Source organism: Streptomyces sp. SAI-170 (assembly GCF_049739565.1).
GTDB lineage: Bacteria > Actinomycetota > Actinomycetes > Streptomycetales > Streptomycetaceae > Streptomyces.
Window position 1 is genome coordinate 770,094 of sequence record NZ_JBMGQD010000001.1, and the last position, 17,315, is coordinate 787,408.

General features: G+C 73.2%; 15 protein-coding genes. 5 read left to right on the forward strand and 10 right to left on the reverse strand.

Features of this window, described 5'->3' with window-relative positions:
- Positions 1–46 precede the first annotated feature (46 nt).
- A complete protein-coding gene (locus RKD23_RS03480; RefSeq protein WP_424852236.1) occupies positions 47–3,421 on the forward strand; it encodes a pyruvate carboxylase in 3,375 nt (1,124 codons plus the stop codon).
- Between the two features lie 522 nt (positions 3,422–3,943).
- Here RKD23_RS03480 and RKD23_RS03485 read toward each other — a convergent pair.
- A complete protein-coding gene (locus RKD23_RS03485) occupies positions 3,944–5,260 on the reverse strand; it encodes an MFS transporter (RefSeq protein ID WP_424852237.1) in 1,317 nt (438 codons plus the stop codon).
- A gap of 151 nt (positions 5,261–5,411) precedes the next feature.
- On the opposite strand from RKD23_RS03485, the gene RKD23_RS03490 reads away from it, so the two are divergent.
- Positions 5,412–6,128 (forward strand): hypothetical protein, encoded by a 717-nt coding sequence (locus RKD23_RS03490; RefSeq protein WP_424852238.1) that lies wholly within the window; start codon positions 5,412–5,414, stop codon positions 6,126–6,128.
- Between the two features lie 120 nt (positions 6,129–6,248).
- Here the strand turns inward: RKD23_RS03490 and RKD23_RS03495 are convergent, their stop codons facing one another.
- The 3 genes from RKD23_RS03495 to RKD23_RS03505 all read right to left on the reverse strand — a co-directional run bounded on the left by RKD23_RS03495 (position 6,249) and on the right by RKD23_RS03505 (position 9,343).
- Positions 6,249–6,851 carry a hypothetical protein gene (locus RKD23_RS03495; RefSeq protein WP_424852239.1) on the reverse strand — a complete coding sequence of 201 codons (603 nt, stop codon included), beginning with the start codon at positions 6,849–6,851 and terminating at the stop codon, positions 6,249–6,251.
- Positions 6,852–6,912: 61 nt separating this feature from the next.
- Positions 6,913–8,181, reverse strand: a complete 1,269-nt coding sequence (locus tag RKD23_RS03500) for an MFS transporter (protein ID WP_424858153.1) — start codon at positions 8,179–8,181, stop codon at positions 6,913–6,915.
- A gap of 301 nt (positions 8,182–8,482) precedes the next feature.
- Positions 8,483–9,343, reverse strand: a complete 861-nt coding sequence (locus tag RKD23_RS03505; RefSeq protein ID WP_424852240.1) for a LysR family transcriptional regulator — start codon at positions 9,341–9,343, stop codon at positions 8,483–8,485.
- A 69-nt stretch (positions 9,344–9,412) separates the two neighbouring features.
- Between RKD23_RS03505 and RKD23_RS03510 the strand changes: the two genes are divergently transcribed.
- Positions 9,413–10,303 carry an EamA family transporter gene (locus RKD23_RS03510; protein ID WP_424852241.1) on the forward strand — a complete coding sequence of 297 codons (891 nt, stop codon included), beginning with the start codon at positions 9,413–9,415 and terminating at the stop codon, positions 10,301–10,303.
- On the opposite strand, the gene RKD23_RS03515 is transcribed toward RKD23_RS03510, so the two are convergent.
- Complete coding sequence (locus tag RKD23_RS03515) at positions 10,297–11,157, reverse strand: SCO6745 family protein (RefSeq protein ID WP_424852242.1); 861 nt, start codon at positions 11,155–11,157, stop codon at positions 10,297–10,299. The genes RKD23_RS03510 and RKD23_RS03515 overlap by 7 nt on opposite strands.
- A gap of 38 nt (positions 11,158–11,195) precedes the next feature.
- Positions 11,196–13,247 (reverse strand): discoidin domain-containing protein, encoded by a 2,052-nt coding sequence (locus RKD23_RS03520; protein WP_424852243.1) that lies wholly within the window; start codon positions 13,245–13,247, stop codon positions 11,196–11,198.
- Between the two features lie 258 nt (positions 13,248–13,505).
- Here RKD23_RS03520 and RKD23_RS03525 point away from each other — a divergent pair, with 258 nt between their 5' ends.
- Positions 13,506–14,120 carry a hypothetical protein gene (locus tag RKD23_RS03525; protein WP_424852244.1) on the forward strand — a complete coding sequence of 205 codons (615 nt, stop codon included), beginning with the start codon at positions 13,506–13,508 and terminating at the stop codon, positions 14,118–14,120.
- Here RKD23_RS03525 and RKD23_RS03530 read toward each other — a convergent pair.
- Both RKD23_RS03530 and RKD23_RS03535 read right to left on the reverse strand, forming a co-directional pair.
- Positions 14,114–14,695 (reverse strand): TetR/AcrR family transcriptional regulator, encoded by a 582-nt coding sequence (locus tag RKD23_RS03530; RefSeq protein ID WP_424852245.1) that lies wholly within the window; start codon positions 14,693–14,695, stop codon positions 14,114–14,116. The two genes, RKD23_RS03525 and RKD23_RS03530, sit on opposite strands and share 7 nt — an antisense overlap.
- A 93-nt stretch (positions 14,696–14,788) precedes the next feature.
- The gene (locus tag RKD23_RS03535) at positions 14,789–15,187 is read right to left on the reverse strand and encodes a DUF4440 domain-containing protein (RefSeq protein WP_424852246.1); all 399 of its coding nucleotides are present in this window, start codon (positions 15,185–15,187) and stop codon (positions 14,789–14,791) included.
- Between the two features lie 152 nt (positions 15,188–15,339).
- On the opposite strand from RKD23_RS03535, the gene RKD23_RS03540 reads away from it, so the two are divergent.
- Positions 15,340–15,753: a VOC family protein gene (locus tag RKD23_RS03540; protein WP_424852247.1), complete on the forward strand. Its 414-nt coding sequence runs from the start codon at positions 15,340–15,342 to the stop codon at positions 15,751–15,753.
- Between the two features lie 12 nt (positions 15,754–15,765).
- Here the strand turns inward: RKD23_RS03540 and RKD23_RS03545 are convergent, their stop codons facing one another.
- Together RKD23_RS03545 and RKD23_RS03550 are read right to left on the reverse strand one after the other, a co-directional pair.
- Positions 15,766–16,692, reverse strand: coding sequence for a phosphotransferase family protein (locus RKD23_RS03545; protein WP_424852248.1), 927 nt, complete (start codon positions 16,690–16,692; stop codon positions 15,766–15,768).
- Positions 16,693–16,754: 62 nt separating this feature from the next.
- The gene (locus tag RKD23_RS03550) at positions 16,755–17,261 is read right to left on the reverse strand and encodes a GNAT family N-acetyltransferase (protein WP_424852249.1); all 507 of its coding nucleotides are present in this window, start codon (positions 17,259–17,261) and stop codon (positions 16,755–16,757) included.
- Between the last annotated feature and the right edge of the window lie 54 nt (positions 17,262–17,315).

A 17,315-nucleotide genomic window follows, 5' to 3' on the forward strand; every position in this document is an offset into this window, starting at 1 on the left:
GCCGACACCATGGGCTCGTCCCACCGGCAGGCTGAAGGGATCGGGAATGTTCCGCAAGGTGCTGGTCGCCAACCGTGGCGAGATCGCGATTCGCGCGTTCCGCGCCGGCTATGAGCTGGGCGCGCGGACGGTTGCCGTCTTCCCCCACGAGGACCGCAACTCGCTGCACAGGCTGAAGGCCGACGAGGCCTACGAGATCGGCGAGCCGGGACATCCGGTGCGGGCGTATCTCTCCGTGGAGGAGATCGTCGGGGCGGCCCGGCGTGCGGGGGCCGACGCCGTGTATCCCGGCTACGGCTTCCTCTCCGAGAACCCGGAGCTGGCGCGGGCCTGCCAGGAGGCGGGCATCACCTTCGTCGGGCCGGACGCGGAGATCCTGGAGCTGACCGGCAACAAGGCGAGGGCGGTGGCGGCGGCGCGGGCGGCCGGGGTGCCGGTGCTGGGCTCGTCGGCGCCCTCCACCGATGTCGACGAGCTGGTGCGGGCGGCCGGGGAGATCGGTTTCCCGGTGTTCGTGAAGGCCGTCGCGGGCGGCGGTGGGCGCGGTATGCGCCGGGTCGAGGAGCCTGCGCAGTTGCGGGAGGCCATCGAGGCGGCTTCCCGGGAGGCGGCGTCGGCATTCGGGGACGCGACGGTGTTCCTGGAGAAGGCCGTCGTCGAGCCCCGTCACATCGAGGTGCAGATCCTCGCCGACGGGGCGGGCAACGTCATCCATCTCTTCGAGCGGGACTGTTCGGTGCAGCGCCGGCACCAGAAGGTGATCGAGCTGGCGCCCGCGCCCAATCTCGACCCGGCGCTGCGCGACCGTATCTGCGCGGACGCGGTGCGGTTCGCGCGGCAGATCGGCTACCGCAACGCGGGCACGGTGGAGTTCCTCGTCGACCGCGACGGCAACCATGTCTTCATCGAGATGAACCCGCGCATCCAGGTCGAGCACACGGTCACCGAGGAGGTCACCGATGTCGACCTCGTGCAGGCGCAGTTGCGCATCGCCTCCGGCGAGACGCTCGCCGACCTCGGCCTGTCGCAGGAGAACATCACGCTGCGCGGTGCGGCCCTGCAGTGCCGTATCACCACCGAGGACCCGGCCAACGGGTTCCGCCCGGACACCGGCCGGATCAGCGCCTACCGCTCCCCCGGCGGTTCCGGCATCCGGCTGGACGGCGGTACCACGCACGCCGGTTCGGAGATCAGCGCGCACTTCGACTCGATGCTGGTCAAGCTGAGCTGCCGGGGCCGGGACTTCACCACGGCCGTGAACCGCGCCAGGCGCGCCGTCGCCGAGTTCCGTATCCGTGGCGTGGCCACCAACATCCCGTTCCTGCAGGCCGTGCTGGACGATCCGGACTTCCAGGCGGGCCGGGTCACCACCGCGTTCATCGAGCAGCGGCCGCATCTGCTGACCTCCCGGCACTCCGCCGACCGCGGTACGAAGCTGCTGACGTACCTGGCCGACGTGACGGTGAACAAGCCGCACGGTGAGCGGCCTACGCTCGTCGACCCGGTGACGAAGCTGCCGCCGCTGCCTTCCGGGGAGCCGCCGGCGGGCTCCCGGCAGCGGCTCGTCGAGCTGGGCCCGGAGGGCTTCGCGCGATGGCTGCGCGAGTCGACGACCCTAGGCGTCACCGACACCACCTTCCGCGATGCCCATCAGTCGCTGCTGGCGACCCGGGTGCGCACCAAGGACATGCTGGCCGTCGCCCCGGTGGTGGCCCGGACGCTGCCGCAGTTGCTGTCCCTGGAGTGCTGGGGCGGGGCGACGTACGACGTGGCGCTGCGGTTCCTCGCCGAGGACCCGTGGGAGCGGCTGGCCGCGCTGCGGGAGGCGGTGCCGAACATCTGCCTGCAGATGCTGCTGCGCGGCCGCAACACCGTGGGCTACACGCCGTATCCGACCGAGGTGACCGACGCGTTCGTGAAGGAGGCTGCGGCCACCGGCATCGACATCTTCCGCATCTTCGACGCGCTGAACGACGTGGACCAGATGCGGCCCGCGATCGACGCCGTACGGGAGACGGGGACGGCGATCGCCGAGGTGGCGCTCTGCTACACGTCGGACCTGTCGGACCCGTCGGAGAAGCTGTACACGCTGGACTACTACCTGCGGCTGGCCGAGCGGATCGTCGAGGCCGGCGCGCATGTGCTGGCCGTCAAGGACATGGCGGGCCTGCTGCGGGCGCCGGCCGCGGCGACGCTGGTCTCGGCGCTGCGGCGGGAGTTCGGCCTGCCGGTGCATCTGCACACCCATGACACCGCGGGCGGACAGCTCGCCACCTATCTCGCCGCGGTGCAGGCGGGCGTGGACGCGGTGGACGGGGCGGTGGCCTCCATGGCCGGTACGACGTCCCAGCCGTCCCTGTCCTCGATCGTGGCCGCCACGGACCACTCGGAGCGGCCGACGGGGCTGAGCCTGGCGGCCGTCGGCGACCTGGAGCCCTACTGGGAGAGCGTGCGCCAGGTGTACGCCCCCTTCGAGGCGGGCCTGTCCGCGCCGACCGGCCGTGTCTACCACCACGAGATCCCCGGCGGGCAGCTGTCCAACCTGCGCACCCAGGCGGTCGCGCTCGGGCTCGGCGACCGCTTCGAGCAGATCGAGGCGATGTACGCGGCCGCCGACCGGATGCTGGGCCGGCTGGTGAAGGTCACCCCCTCGTCGAAGGTGGTCGGTGACCTGGCGCTGCATCTGGTGGGGGCGGGGGTGGACCCGAAGGACTTCGAGACCAACCCTGACAAGTACGACATCCCGGACTCGGTCATCGGCTTCCTGCGCGGCGAGCTGGGCACCCCGCCCGGCGGCTGGCCCGAGCCGTTCCGCAGCAAGGCGCTGCGCGGACGGGCCGAGGCCAAGCCGATGGCGGAGCTGTCCGCCGAGGACCGGGCCGGGCTGGTGAAGGAGCCGCGGGCCACGCTGAACCGGCTGCTGTTCCCGGCGCCGACGCGGGAGTTCGACCACCACCGGCAGGCCTTCGGCGACACCAGCGTGCTCGACAGCAAGGACTTCTTCTACGGGCTGCGGCCCGGGCAGGAGTACGCCATCGACCTGGAGCCCGGGGTCCGGCTGCTGATCGAGCTCCAGGCCGTCGGCGAGGCCGACGAGCGGGGCATGCGCACGGTGATGTCCTCCCTCAACGGCCAGCTCCGCCCCATCCAGGTCCGCGACCGCGCCGCCGCGACCGACGTCCCGGTCACGGAGAAGGCCGACCGGACCAACCCCGGCCATGTCCCCGCCCCCTTCGCGGGCGTGGTCACGCTCGTGGTCGCCGAGGGCGACGAGGTGGAGGCCGGGACGACCCTCGCCACCATCGAGGCCATGAAGATGGAGGCCTCCATCACCGCGCCCATGTCCGGCCGGGTCGCGCGGCTCGCGGTGAACCGGGTCCAGCAGGTGGAGGGTGGTGACCTGCTGGTCGAGCTGGGGTGAGGACACGGCCGGCGGGGCCTTGGGGTCGGCTTGGCGGGGAGGGGCCTTCGGGCTTCTTCGGGCACCGGGCGGGTGCTTCGGCCGGCCCGGGCGGGTGCTTCGGCCGGCCCGGGCGGGTGCTTCGGCCGGCCCGGGCGGGTGCTTCGGCCGGCCCGGGCGGGTGCTTCGGCCGGCCCGGGCGGGTGCTTCGGCCGGCCCGGGCGGGTGCTTCGGCCGGCCCGGGGGGGGCCGCTTCGGCCGGCCCGGGGGGGGCCGCTTCGGCCGGCCCGGGCGGGCGCTTCAGGCTCCGGGCGGGCGCTCCGGGCGGGCGCTTCGGGCCGCCCAGCCGGGAAGGACCCTCAGGCGCAGCCTCGGGCCGGAGCCCGCTGACGCGGCTCAGGCCGGTGCCCGCGTGAAGGGGCGCGCCCACCTGGGCAGGCTGCCCCGAGCCGGGTCACGGGGCAGCCCTCGGGCCGGAGCCCGCTGACGCGGCTCAGGTCGGTGCCGGAGCGGAGGGGCGCCCACCAGGGCGAGCGGCCCGGATCACGGCCCCGCCGGTTCCTCCTCGACGGGTCCGCGCTGCGGCTCGCCGTCGGCAGGCCCGGGCCGCTCCCCCTTCCGGGCTCCCGCCGAGGAGGCGCCGGCGTCGCGCCGGAGTTCCGGGGTCGTGCCCGCCACGGTCGCCACCGCGGCCAGGCACATCAGGCCGCCCGTGATCAGGGCGGTCGCGCCGGAGGTCCAGCCGGCCAGGAGGCCGCCGCGGAGGTTGCCCAGATGCGGTCCCGCCTGGCCGACGATCAGCTCGGCGGCCGTCACCCGGCCCAGCAGGGCGTCGGGGGTGTGGGTCTGGATGATCGTGGTGCGGGACAGGACGGCCACGGAGTCCGCGGCCCCGGCCAGCGCGAGGGTGGCGAAGGCGGCCCAGGCGGCCTCGGTCATGCCGAACAGGACGAGGGCGGCGCCCCATGTCCCGGACGCGACCAGCATGACCGGCCCGGGACGGGCCAGCCGGGTGAGCGGCCCGGAGAACGCGGTCGCTGCGACACCCCCCACGGCGAGCGCGGACAGGAACAGGCCGAGGGTGCGCGGATCGCCGCCGAAGCGCTCGGCGTTGACGACCGGGAAGAGGCTGATCGGCATGGCCAGCAGCGTGGCGGCGAGGTCGGTGACGAGCGCGCCGCGCACCACCCGGTGCCCGGTCAGGAAGCGCAGCCCGTCCAGGACGCCGTGCATCCCGGCCCGGGACTTCTCGCCCTCGGGCGGGAGCGCGGGCAGGCCGAAGGCGCCGTAGAAGGCGACCCCGAAGCTGACGGCGTCGACCACGTAGCAGACGCCGATGCCCCACCAGCCGAGCACCAGGCCCGCGACGGCCGGGCCGAGCAGCATCATGGCCTGGCCGGTGACCTGGTTCAGGGCGAGCCCGGCGGCGATCTGGTCACGGGGCAGCAGCCGCGGCAGGAACACGCCCGCCGCGGGGGCGCCGAGCGCGCCGAACGCGGACTGCGCCGCGACCAGCGCCAGGATCACGGCGACCGGCACGGTCCCGGCGAACGCCTGGACGGCCAGCAGCACCGAGCACACCGCCTGTCCGACGGTGGCCACCAGGTACACCCGGCGCCGGTCGGACCGGTCGACGAAGGCGCCCGCCACCAGCCCGACCCCGACCAGCGGCAGCGCCTGCGCGAGACCGACGGCTCCGCTCCAGACGGTGCTGTGGGTCATGTCCCACACCTGGTACATGACGGTGACGGCGGTCATGAAGCCGCCGAGCGTGGACACGGTCCGCCCGATCAGCAGCCGCCGGAAGAGAGGCGAGGTCCGCAGGGGGCGTACGTCCAGCAGGGTCCTGGACAGGCTCATGAGGCGAGGGCGGCGGCTTGGTTCACGGCGGGGAGGCTATCCCGACGCCTCGTCAGGGCTCCACCGAATTACGCACCTGTCGTCGCCGCCGACCCTGCCCCTGAGCCGCCTCCCTTGCCCCTGAGGCGACGACTACGCCAAGGTGCTGGGCATGACGGCCGCCGACGCCGCGGAGGAAGAGCCGCGAGGTGAGGACGGCACGCCGTCGGTCCCCCGCCCGCGCCCCGGCAGCCTGTCGATCTGGCTGGGGCTCCTGGCCCTGCTGCTCGGCGTGGCGGTGGTGCTGGGCGGTCTGCTGAGCATCGGCGCGACGATGAGTCCCGTGGCGGACCCCTTGACCGTGGACGTGGGCAGGCCGACCGCCGAGAATTGGACGGTGTTTCCGTGCCCCGAGGACACCGGCCCGGCGTCCCCGGCCTGCCCCCGGGCGCCGGTGCGCACGGCGCGGCTCCACATCACCGTACAGGCGGGCGGCACCGACGTACTCGTGACCGCTCTGACCCTGCGGCCGCGTCCCGAAGGACGGCACACGCGCCCCACCGCACCGTCCGGTACGGCCCCGCCGACGCTACGGCTCCCCGCCCGGGCCGACACGGAACTGCTCGCGCCCACCCGTGCGCTGCACCTGAAGGCCGGGGAGCCCGAGACCTTCGACGTCACGCTGGTGGACGCCTCCGCCAGGTCCGTCACCGAGCCCTGGGTCGCGACCCTCTGCGTGCGCGCCGAGGCGGAGACACGGGAGTTCGGGGTGGTCGCCGAGGACTGCCGGTACGGGGTGCTCGTACACCCGCGTGCCGCCATCAGCTCCCGGGCTCCCGGAACTCCATCCGCACCTCCAGGTCCTTCGGGTCGCTCGGCAGGACGATGACCGGGCCTCGTTCGGGGCGCCAGTTCTCGGGGACGAGGAAGCAGCGGCTGCCGGACCTGATGAGGAGCTTCAGGCCGGTGACGCGGTAGCGGTACAGCGGCTCTGCTCCCGCGGGCCGCTTCAGCCGCACCGACCGGACTCCGGGGGCCGGGCCATGCCCCGCCACAGCGGGCTCCGTGCGTGTGGTTGCCCAGGAGCGAGGACATCGCCGTAGGCCACCGCCGCGAAGCCGGCCGTCATCAGCGCCGGGCCGGGCGGCGGTTCCGTCCCGCTGCCGCTGTCCAGCAGGGCCACGACGGCCGGCCCGAGCAGCACCCCGGCGAATCCGGCCTGTTCGAGGACCCGGCCGAGCCGCCGCGTCAGCTCCGGGTCGGACTCGGCGCGTTGCCGTACGACGTGGTGGGCGTGCACGCAGAAGAACGCCACCAGGCCGAGCGTGAGCAGGGTGGGGTAGGCGAGCCGGACCCCGCGCAGCATGTAGTCGACCGTCGAGAAGTCCAACAGGCTGGTGTCGACCCGGAAGTAGCGGTACGCGGCCCGCGTGGAGACCCAGCCGAAGTAGAACATCAGCGCGGTCAGCAGCGCCGTCTGCGAGGCGAGCGAGGGGAGCAGCGAGACCGTCCTGCCGCCGCGCACCTCTTCCGCACCGCCCGCCTCCCCCGGCGCCGGGTCCTCCGGCCCTGGGTCCTGCGACCGCGTTTCGCCCCCGCCGGCTCCCGTCACGGCCCCATCCTCGGTCCTCGCCGGGCCGTGGCACAGGCGAACGGCGGGACTGCGGTGACTGTCAGGCCGCCGGGGCCAGCGCCTCCCGCTCGCGCAGATCCTCGTGCAGGGTCGGCACGGGGACGGTGACCGGAGTGCGGCGGGAGCGGAACAGGAAGCCGGTGCCGATGACGCCTGCGATGAGGAGTCCGCCGGTGACCAGGGCGCCGCGTGCTCCGGCGTGTTCCATGAGGAAGCCGAGGGCGGGCGGGCCGCCGAGGCCCCAGACGGTGGCGATGGTGCCCCAGACGCCGAGGACGCGGCCGCGCATCCGGGCGGGCGGGTCGGTCTGGAGAACGGAGGTGCCGGCCGTGTCGGACACGGACTCGACGATGGCCATCGGCAGCACGAGCGCCAGCAGTACGGTCATCGACGGCGACAGCCCGGCCGCCACCTGGAGCAGACCGCCGCCGGCGGCGAGCACGCCGACGAGGCGTACGGAGGGCCGGCGCAGCCGGGCGCCGAGGACGGCGCCGAGGATGCCGCCGACGGCGAGGACGGTGGAAACGGTGCCGAAGGCGCCGGCGCCGCCCGCGAGGGGGCCGGTGACCAGGACGGTGAGGGTGAGTCCGTAGTTGCGGCCGAAGACGGCGCTCACGCCGGTGATTCCGGCGAGCGCGACCAGCCGTGGTCGGCGCATGAAGAACATCAGGCCCTCGCGCACGGTCATGGCGTCGCCGGGCGCGTCGGGCCCCTTCGCGAGCGCCGGCTCGGTGCGCTCCTTCGCGGACGCGGGCTCGGTGTGCCGCACGGGCCGCAGGAACGGGATGACCGCCGCCACGAACAGGAAGGACAGACCGTTCGCCGCGTACGCCGCGGCCGTGCCGACGAAGGCGACCGTGGCTCCCGCGAGGCCCGCCCCCACGAGCCGACCGGCGCTGTGCACCAGGGAGCCGACGCCTATGGCCGACGGCACGTCCTCCGGCGGCACCAGGTCGTTGCCCAGCAGGGCGCAGGCGGGCCCGTCGACGGTGGCGACGACGCCGGTCACGGCGGCGAGCACCATCAGGGTCGTGACGTCCAGCCGGTCCAGCGCGACCAGCGTGGCCGTGGCGAAGGCGACGAGGCCGAGCAGCGCCTGGCTGACGGCGGCCGTCAGACGCCGGGGCCAGCGGTCGACGGCGGCGCCGCCGAACACGCTGATGAGCAGCGCGGGGGCGGCCTGGACGGACATCGACAGGCCGGTGGCGGCGGCGGAGCCGGTGATCTGCAGCACGAGCAGGTTCTGCACGGTGAGCTGCATCCAGGTGCCGGTGTTCGACACGAAGTTGGCCAGCGACCACCAGCGCATGCTGCGGTGGCGCAGCGAACGCCACGGCGAGTGGGAGGCGGACGAGGGCACGGCGGAGACAGGTGTGGAAGGCACGGTGAAGTCACTCGGGAGGAGTCCGGCGGGACTCGGAGGGGGTGTTCCGGCGGGAGTGGGAACACCGGCTGCGCTGCGCGGCTCACTCCTCGGTGCCGGATGACGGCGTCGCCCATCGTGGCAGACGGGGTGGGAGAGGCACGGGTCGTACGGCCGTTACTCCGGTCACACGCTCCGGGTCGCACCCGTCCTGTGCTCGTACGTTGCCGGACGCGGGTGTTCCGGATCACGCGGCGCGGGCGACGACCTCCCGCACGAGCGCCAGCAGATCCGGCACCGCGGGGTGGCCCGGTCCGTCGCGCCAGGCGAGGAGGACGGGGACGGGCGGCGCGTCGGCGAGGGGGCGGTAGGCGAGGGCGGGGTGGGCGTGGTTGCTCGGGGTGGCCGAGGTGGACACGCCGACCGCGCGGCCGGCGGCGATGGCGATGATCCACTCGTCGGTGTTGGTCACCTCGACGCTCGCGGCCGGCCGCCGCCCGGCCGGCCACAGGTCCAGGGTCGTGGTGCCGGACACGGTGTTCAGGGCGATGGTGTGCGCGGCGAGGCCCGCGAGGGTCACGCGGGGCAGCGCGGCGAGCGGGCTGTCCGCCGCCATGACGACGACCCGCTCCTCCGACAGCAGCAGCTCGGTGCGCACGCCGGGAGCGGTGACCTGGCCGCGCAGCAGCGCCGCGTCGACCTTGCCCTGGGTGAGTCCCGCCGTACGGTCGTCGACGCGCAGCAGTTCCAGGGGCACGTCCGGGTACGTCTCGTCCCAGCGGCGCAGCAGCGGCACGGTGTGATCGCCGAGCGCGGCCCAGGTGTGGCCGAGGCGCAGCGGCCAGCCGCGCAGTCCGGCCGGGTCGAGGGCGGTCTCCACAGCGGCGAGCGCGGCCCGCGCCTTGTCCCGGAAGGTCCGGCCCTCCGCCGTGAGCCGCAGGTGATGGGTGGACCGGTCGACGAGCCGGGCGCCCAGATGGTCCTCCAGCTGGCGCAGCGTGCGCGACAGGGCGGGCTGCCCGAGGTGGAGCCGGGCGGCGGCACGGGTGACGTTGCCTTCGTCGGCGATGGCGAGGAAGGCCCGCAGATGCCGCAGCTCGATGGTCATGCTTCGCAAGCATAACCGCAGCGGAATCGGCATTTCACGGGCGGCGGCGCGCTCCCTAGCGTGGAGCGCATGACGACTCCGGTGCGCGACACGACGGCCACGGCACTCTCTCTACGATCCTCAGCGCGGCCCGGCACGCTCGCCGGGGTCGGCCTGGTGCTGGTAGGGGCGGTGTCGGTGCAGTTCGGCTCCGCCTGCGCGGCCCTGCTGTTCCCGCGGGCGGGGGCGCTCGGCACGGTCGCGCTGCGGGTGACCCTGGCGGCGGTGCTGCTGCTGGTGGTGGTGCGGCCACGACTGCGGGGCCTCTCGCGCGGGGACTGGGCGGTGGCGGCGGGGTACGGGCTCGCCCTCGGCTGTATGAACGTGCTCTTCTACCAGGCGATCGACCGGATTCCGCTCGGCCCCGCGGTGACCTTGGAGGTGCTGGGGCCGCTGCTGCTGTCGGTGATCGCGGCGCGCCGGGCCTCCGGTGTGCTGTGGGCCGTGCTGGCGCTGGCGGGGGTCGCGCTGCTGGGCGGCGGCATGGGCGGGCTCGACCTCGTGGGCGTGGGCTTCGCGCTGGCCGCGGGCGTGATGTGGGCGTCGTACATCGTGCTCGGTTCCCATGCGGGCAGCCGCTTCCCGAGTCTGGACGGGCTGGCCGTCGCGATGGCGTTCGCGGCGCTGGTCGGCCTGCCGCTGGGCGTCGCCTCGGCGGGCGGGGCCCTGCTGGAGCCGGGCGTGCTGGGGCTGGGCCTGGGCATCGCGGTGCTGAGCTCGGGCGTGCCCTACGCCTTGGAGCTGCTCGCGCTGCGGCGGCTGCCCGCGGCGACCTTCGCGGTGCTGATGAGCCTGGCGCCCGCCCTGGCCGCGCTGGCGGGTCTGCTGGTGCTGGGCCAGGGCCTGTCCGTGGTGCAGTGCGCGGCCGTCGCGCTGGTGGTGGCGGCCAGTGCGGGGGCGGTGCGGACGGGGTCTCAGTGAGCTCTGCGGGGCGGCAGTCCCATCGGGTTCGGGAAGGGGATGACCCCACTGGCGAGGACCTGCTCGGCCAGCAAGGTCAGCTCCTCGACCAGACGGGAGGCCTCGTGCGGCGCCAGGACACGGTAGGGCCGGACGGCCAGTTCGTCGGTGCGGGCCTCGATGTGTGCGCGCAGGGCCTCTCCGTCGGCGGTGAGGGAGTCGGCGTCCTTCAGCAGGCCGCGCGCGCTGAGCCGGTCGAGGGCGGCCTGCCACTCCTCGGCGGACCAGCCGCGGTTGTCCCGCAGGACCTCCACGGGCACCTGCTCGCCGGCCGCGAAGAGGACATGCGCCTCGCAGCCGTCGAGGCCCTCGGCGGTCAGGACGGCGACATGGCCGTCGCCCCGGTGTTCGCGCAGCGCGGTCGCGGCCTGCCACAGGGCGCCGACCGCGTCCTCGGGCGCGGGCACGCCCCGGTTGGCGGCGAACAGCGGCCGTCCCGCTCCGTCGGCGGCCGCGACGACCCGCTCCAGCAGCTCCACGGCCGGCGCCGCCCCCTCGGCCACCGCGGGTGCCACCCGGCGCAGGGCGGCGGTGGCCGCGTCGACGCGGGCGCGCAGGACCGCCTCGGGCGAGGCGAAGTCCCAGGCGTCGGGCAGGGCACGGCGGACCATCGCGGGGTGGAAGTTGTAGAAGGCCGCCTCCACCACGCCGGGCGTGACCGCGCCGAGCGGTGCGGCCCGCAGGGCGAAGTAACCCATCCAGAAACCGCGCAGACCCACCGCGCGAGCGGCCTCACGGCTCTCCGGCGCGAAGTACGTGACGGCGTGCAGGGGTTCGAGCACCTGCCAGACCGAGCGAGCGTAACCGGCATCCATGCACGGCAGTCTGGCAGACGGCACTGACATGCGGCCCGTCAGCCGCTGTGGACGCTCACCTCGTGCAGCGAGTACCCCCAGTCCGTGCCCCGGTCCAGGAGCTGCACGCGCACGTACCGGGCGGGCGTCCCGGTGAAGTCGGCCGTGTCGAGGCCGCCGTCGCCGGTGGTCGTGGACCAGACGGTCCGCCAGTCGGTGCCGTCGGTGGAGAGGTCGATCCGGTACGCACGCCCATAGGCGCGCTCCCAGTCGAGGGTGACGCGGCCGACGCGATGGGTGGTGCCGAGGTCGAGGCGCAGCCACTGGTCGTCGCTCCAGCCGCTCGCCCAGCGGGTGTCGCGCGAGCCGTCCACGGCCCGGCCCGGCGCGTAGCTGGTGAACGGGTTCCACTCGGCCGAACTGGCCGTGGCCGCGGCCCCCTTGGCGAGGTTCACGGCGGCCTGGTGGTGTTCGGTCGCGCCCCAGGTGTCGAGGTAGGACTCGGCGCCCCGGAAGAGGTCGTCGACCACGTCCTGGCCGCCGACCAGCCGGATGTCCTCGATCCAGTCGGGGACCAGGCCGTAATGGGCGGCCCCGTCGGTGTTCAGGTCCCAGGTGCGCTCGCCGGTGGTCTGCCGGTCGATGAGGGAGCCGCCGTCGACGCTGCGGAAGGGGTACCTGACGGGGTTGGGGGTGTCGGTGCCGCGCGGGCCCGGCCAGCCGCCGACGCCGTTCATGTCGGTGCCGTAGCCGTAGCCGACGCCGTACTTGTCGCGCAGCGCGTCGGTGCGCCCGGCCTCCGCGCTGAAGCCCTCGGAGCCGTGCATGTACTGGGCGATGAACCCGCCGAGGGAGTAGACGCGTTCCGTCCAGTTCAGGTCCATCCAGCTGTGGGAGGAGATCACGCCCGGGTAGGACGCGGCCTGGAAGAGGTCGAGGGCACGGCCGGTGGCCTTGACGCTCATGTGGTCGATCTCGAGCATCATCTTGCGTTTCATCATGCCGCGCACGGCGTACTCGCCCAGCTCCGTCAACCCGCGTACGTTGCACTGCGCGTCGGCGGCGTAGGAGGGGACGGAGACGCCCGCCGGGAGCTTCGCCTCGGCGCCGGGGGCGGAGGCCAGGCCGATGGGGTTGTCGTGCTGCGGGCCGGTGCACTTCTCCGTGCGCCAGAAGGTGCCGGTCGACAGGAACTGGCCGACGTTGATGGCGGTGCCGAGCGTGCCTTCGTCGAAGCGGACACCGCACAGGGCGTTGTCGAACTTGTGGCACAGGAACATGCTGCGCACACCGAGCGCGTACAGCTCGTCCAGCCCCTTGTCGATGTCCTCCCTGCTGCACTGCGGGATGTCGAGGATCTGCTTGCAGCCGAAGGGTTCGGAGGTCTCCACGCCGAGGATCACGGCCAGCTTGCCCTGCTCGACGACCTGGCGGGCCTGCGCGCTGTCGGTGACGATCCGGAACCAGCCCTTGCCGGGGCCGCCGTACATCCTGTCGACGTAGGCCTGGAGGTCGTAGCTCAGCTTCGCCTGGAGGCGGATCGACGTCATCTCGTCGCAGGAGCGGTCCTTGAAGAAATACACCGAGCAGATCACGCCGTTGGTGACGAGGTCGTTGACGAGGACGCGCTGGCCGCCGCGCCAGGCACGCTCCACCCAGGCGTAGTAGTTCTGCTGGTGGGTGAGCGAGTCATGGGCGGGCCAGTCCTTGAAGGTGGGCCAGCCGACGGGGTCGTGACGGCCGTCGCCGCCCTTGGTGATGAAGTCGAAGACGGCGAGGGAGCCGTCGGGGTAGTGCTCGGGGCAGTCCTTGAGCGCGTCGGCGATGCCGGCTTCGGAGAAGGTCTTTCCGCAGATGAGGCGGCCGCCGAACGCCTCGTTGGAGAACAGGTGATTGTGGGCGTCGACGAACCCCCGTACCTCGCCACGGGAGTCGGTGCCCTTGAACGGCTCGCCGGTCACGCCGATCCGCGCGTCCGGCGCCGGCCGTGCGGTCGGGTTCCACCAGTCGTCGGCTCCTGCCGCGGAGCTGGGCGCGGGGCCGAGGGCCATCGCCAGCACGAGCAGCAGCAGCGTGACGGCGGCGACGTACGGGTGCCGAACCTTGGCCATCGACCCACGTCCCTCGGTCGTAACGGGCAGGCTGTTGTCATGCCCAGTGAAAGTTACCGACGAGGATCGTCAGGGGCGCGCGAGGAGTCAAGGGTCGTGCGGGCCTCCGAAGTGGGTGGATGTAGCCGTTCCGTGACGAATGAGACCAGTTTGTGTCGGGACACGGCGCAACGGACCGACCCGGCCACGAGTCGTACCGGTCACAGTCACTGCGACGACACACCTCCCAGTGCGACGACACACCTTCCAGGGGGCACCATGACTCACCGTTCTCGACAGATCCGACTGACGCTCGCCGCGGTGGCAACCGGCACCGCGGTCGCCGTCGGCTTGGCCGCGCCCGCGGCGACCGCCGCCTCCGGCGGTCCGGCGTTCCTCAAGCCGGGCGAGCTGCCCCCGCACCCCACCTCGTCCTGGTACGCGGGCCGGGTGACCCCCGGGCAGCCGGACCCGCTGCCGATCTGCGTCGGCGAGTCACTCCCGTCCATCTCCTCCCACCGCACCTTCTGGACGGAGTACGACACCAACGCGCTGCAGGTGACCGTCGTGGAGCGCAGCGCGCAGCGAGCCGCGAACTTCGCCACGCTGCTGCGCAAGAAGATCCGCGAGTGCGCGACCACGCTCGAACGGCAGGACCCGGACATGACGGCGACCGGCAGGTACTACGGCCGTCTGAACGTCGAGGAGGGCGCCGACGTCTACGGCCTGCACACCGCGTCGAGCTGGGGCGCCTCGGACATCGCCCTGCTCTCGGTCGGGCGGGACGGCCGTACGGTGACCTTCGTGAAGTGGGCGCAGATGGGCACCTTCCGGGACGCCCAGGTCGCGGACTTCAAGAAGACCACCAGGACGGCGGTGAACAAGCTCTACTGAACGCCGGGCACCAGACGGTCGACCGCCGCCGCGACAAGCTGGTCGCGCTCCGCCGCCGACAGCACGTCCGGGAGGGTGAGCTGCTCGACGATCAGCCAGTTCAGCGCCAGGTACAGCAGGCGTACGGCGGTGGCGTCGCCGGGCAGTCCGGACTCCTCGTGGTAGGCGACGTTGGCGTCGAGGTCGGTGCGCACCTGCTCGGTCAGCAGGGCGCGCAGCCCCGGTCGCCGCGTGGCCTCCAGGCGCAGCTCCAGCAGCGCCAGGTAGCCGGCCCGGAACGCGCTGACCCGGCCGACCAGTTCCCGCATCAGCTCCGTGTACGTCTCCCGGTCGCGGGCGGCCGTACGATGCCGGGCGAGGACCGACTCGTCCGGCCGGAGCCGCTCGTAGACGCGGGCGCCGGTCTGGGTGAGGAGGTCGTCGCGGTTGACGAAGTAGTTGGAGGCGGTCCCGACGGGCACGTCGGCCTCGGCGTCCACCGCGCGGAAGGTCAGGCCGCGCGCGCCCTCGCGGGCCAGCACCTCGATGGCGGCGTCCACCAGGGCGGCTCGTCGCTGATCGTTCCTGCGCACCATTGCACCCACTCCGCTTGCCGTACGACGGCCGCAGACTACTACAGGTGAAGTGGCCAGGCGCCCCATGGTCAGAATCGCGTGGGAGTGCCCTGGTCAGAGTCGCGTGGGCGTGCCCTGGTTGTGGAACATCTGCCAGCGCCCCGGCGCCACGCGGCGCCACAGGGATGTCCGGTGCGACCAGCGGCCGTCGATGCACGCCGTGTACTTGAGCATGACCAGCCCGTCGGCCAGCCGTACGCCCCGCATGGCCTCCACGCCGATGGGTTCACCCTCGGGGTCGGTGTAGGCCGCGACGCGCTCGGCGGTCCCCTCGAAGAAGATCTCCCGGCCCGAGGCGCCGAACTCGTGGAAGTCCGGGGCGAGGAAGCTCCTCAGCCGGTCGGCGTCGGCCCGGCACGCGGGCGACAGCGTCTCGTACTCGGCGGCCATCGCCTCCGCCACCTGCGGGTCGTCACCGCCGTGACCGGTGTGGTTCGACTGGTTCGAGGTCATGACCGAAGGACTATCACGCGCCGTTCACGCACCTGCCGCCCGGTGCGGCGGCCGGGTCCGTCCGGCGGGCCGGGTCCGTCCGGCGGGCCGCTGTCAGTGCCCCGCGCTAGTCTGCGCGTAATCGACCGATCCGCCCGTTCCGGGAGGTATTCATGGCTTCGCGTCTCAACCCCTACCTCAGCTTCGACGGCGACGCCCGCCAGGCGATGGAGTTCTACAAGGAGGTCTTCGGCGGCACCCTCACGCTGAACACCTACGCCGACTTCCGCCCCGAGGGCGTCCCCCAGCCCGACAACATCATGCACGCCATGCTGGAGACCTCCGCGGGCTTCACCCTGATGGGCGCCGACTCCCCGCCCGGCATGGAGGTCACGGCGGGCAACAACATCGCGGTGTCCGTCAGCGGGGACGACGACGCCGCGCTGCGCGGCTACTGGGAGAAGCTGTCCGCCGACAGCCAGGTGTCCGTGCCGCTGGAGAAGCAGATGTGGGGCGATGTGTTCGGCATGTGCACCGACCGTTTCGGCGTCAGCTGGATGATCGACATCACCGAGCCCCAGAGCTGATCCAGCCACCCTTCACGCCGTGCCGAACCACGCCTCGGCGAGCGCGGCCGGGCTCGCCTCGGCGGGGACGCCCAACTCCCGTATGTACCAAGGGAGATCGCTGTACACATGCAGCAGCGTGTAGGCGAGCAGCTCGTCGGGCCGGAAGGTGCGCCCGTAGGCGCGGCAGAGCCGGGCCAGCAGGGCCGGGTCGCCGCGGGTGACGAACAGGCCGACGCCCACGAAGTCGTAGGCCGCGTCGCCGATCATCGCGGGTTCGAAGTCGAACAGGCCGGTCAGGCGCGGGCCGTCCGCCGGGTCGGCCAGGAAGTGCTGCGCCATCACCTCGGTGTGCAGCAAGGAGGCCCGCGGGGCGCGCGGCAGCGCAGTCGCGGCGAGGAAGTCCGGGATCTGCTCCAACCAGACCTCGGACAGCCCCTTGTGTCGCTGCCGCTCCACCGCACCGGCCGTCTGACGGTCCACGAACGCGCCCCAGCTCCCGGGGCCGAGCACGTCCGCCAGCGGGGCCGGGTCCAGGGAGTGCAGCACGGCGAGGGTCTCGCCGACCTCGGTGACGACCCGTTCGCGCTGCGGCCTGGACAGGCGCTCCCAGGCTCCGGCGAGGTTCTCGCCGCGCAGCCGGGACATCAGCACGTACCGCCAGCCGTTCTCGTACGTCCCGAAGTCGCGCACCCGCGGTGTCGGCACCGGCAGCCTGTCCTCGAGGTGGGCGAGGACCCTGCCCTCGGCGAGCCCGTCCGCGGCCGCGGCCGCGGGGAACAGCTTGAGGACGAGGTCGTCACCGACCGCGTACACGGGCTGCGACCCGTCGGCGAACCGGCTCAGCGACGCCCCCGCCAGCCCGAGGCGCGCACAGAGATCCTCGACGCCGGGCCGCATCACACCCTCGTCCGGGACGATCGCGTCCCACTGGGCGTCGGTCTCCACGACAGGCAGCATGATCGGGACCCTAGGGGGCGGGGCACCGGAGGACAACGTGATTTCCGGGGCTCGGGCGGGCGTCAGGTCAGGTCGGTGCGCGGGTCGATCGACCAGTGGTTGGTGCGCAGGACGCGATCGGCGAAGGGGGTGTCCCGTTGTCCGAGGAGGCGGAAACCGAGGGAGCGGCAGATGGCGTTGGAGGCGGTGTTGCCGACGGCCGGGAAGGCGTGGACGGTGCCCCAGCGGTCCTCGTCGCGGGCCCGCCGGAGCAGGGCGCCGGCGGCGCGTCCGCCGAGGCCACGGCCCTGGTGCTCGGGAAGGATCATCCAGCCGATCTCCGACAGGGGGCCGTCGTCCGTCTCGTGGGACCAGAGGGTCACCAGCCCGGCCACGTCGGGGCGGCCCGGGTCAGGGACGATCATCTTGATCCAGGCGGTGTCGGCCGCCGCCTCCAGGGCGTCGCGGCGCACCTTGTCCGCCATGCCCTCGCGCGGCAGCGGGCCGCCGAGGTCGGCCATCATCACGGGGTCGCAGCGCATCCGCAGATAGGCGTCGACGTCGTCGGGTGTGACATTGCGCAGGTGCACCAAGTCCTCCTCGGCCGTGGGGCGGTGGGTCCCATGATCCGGCACCGGGGGCGG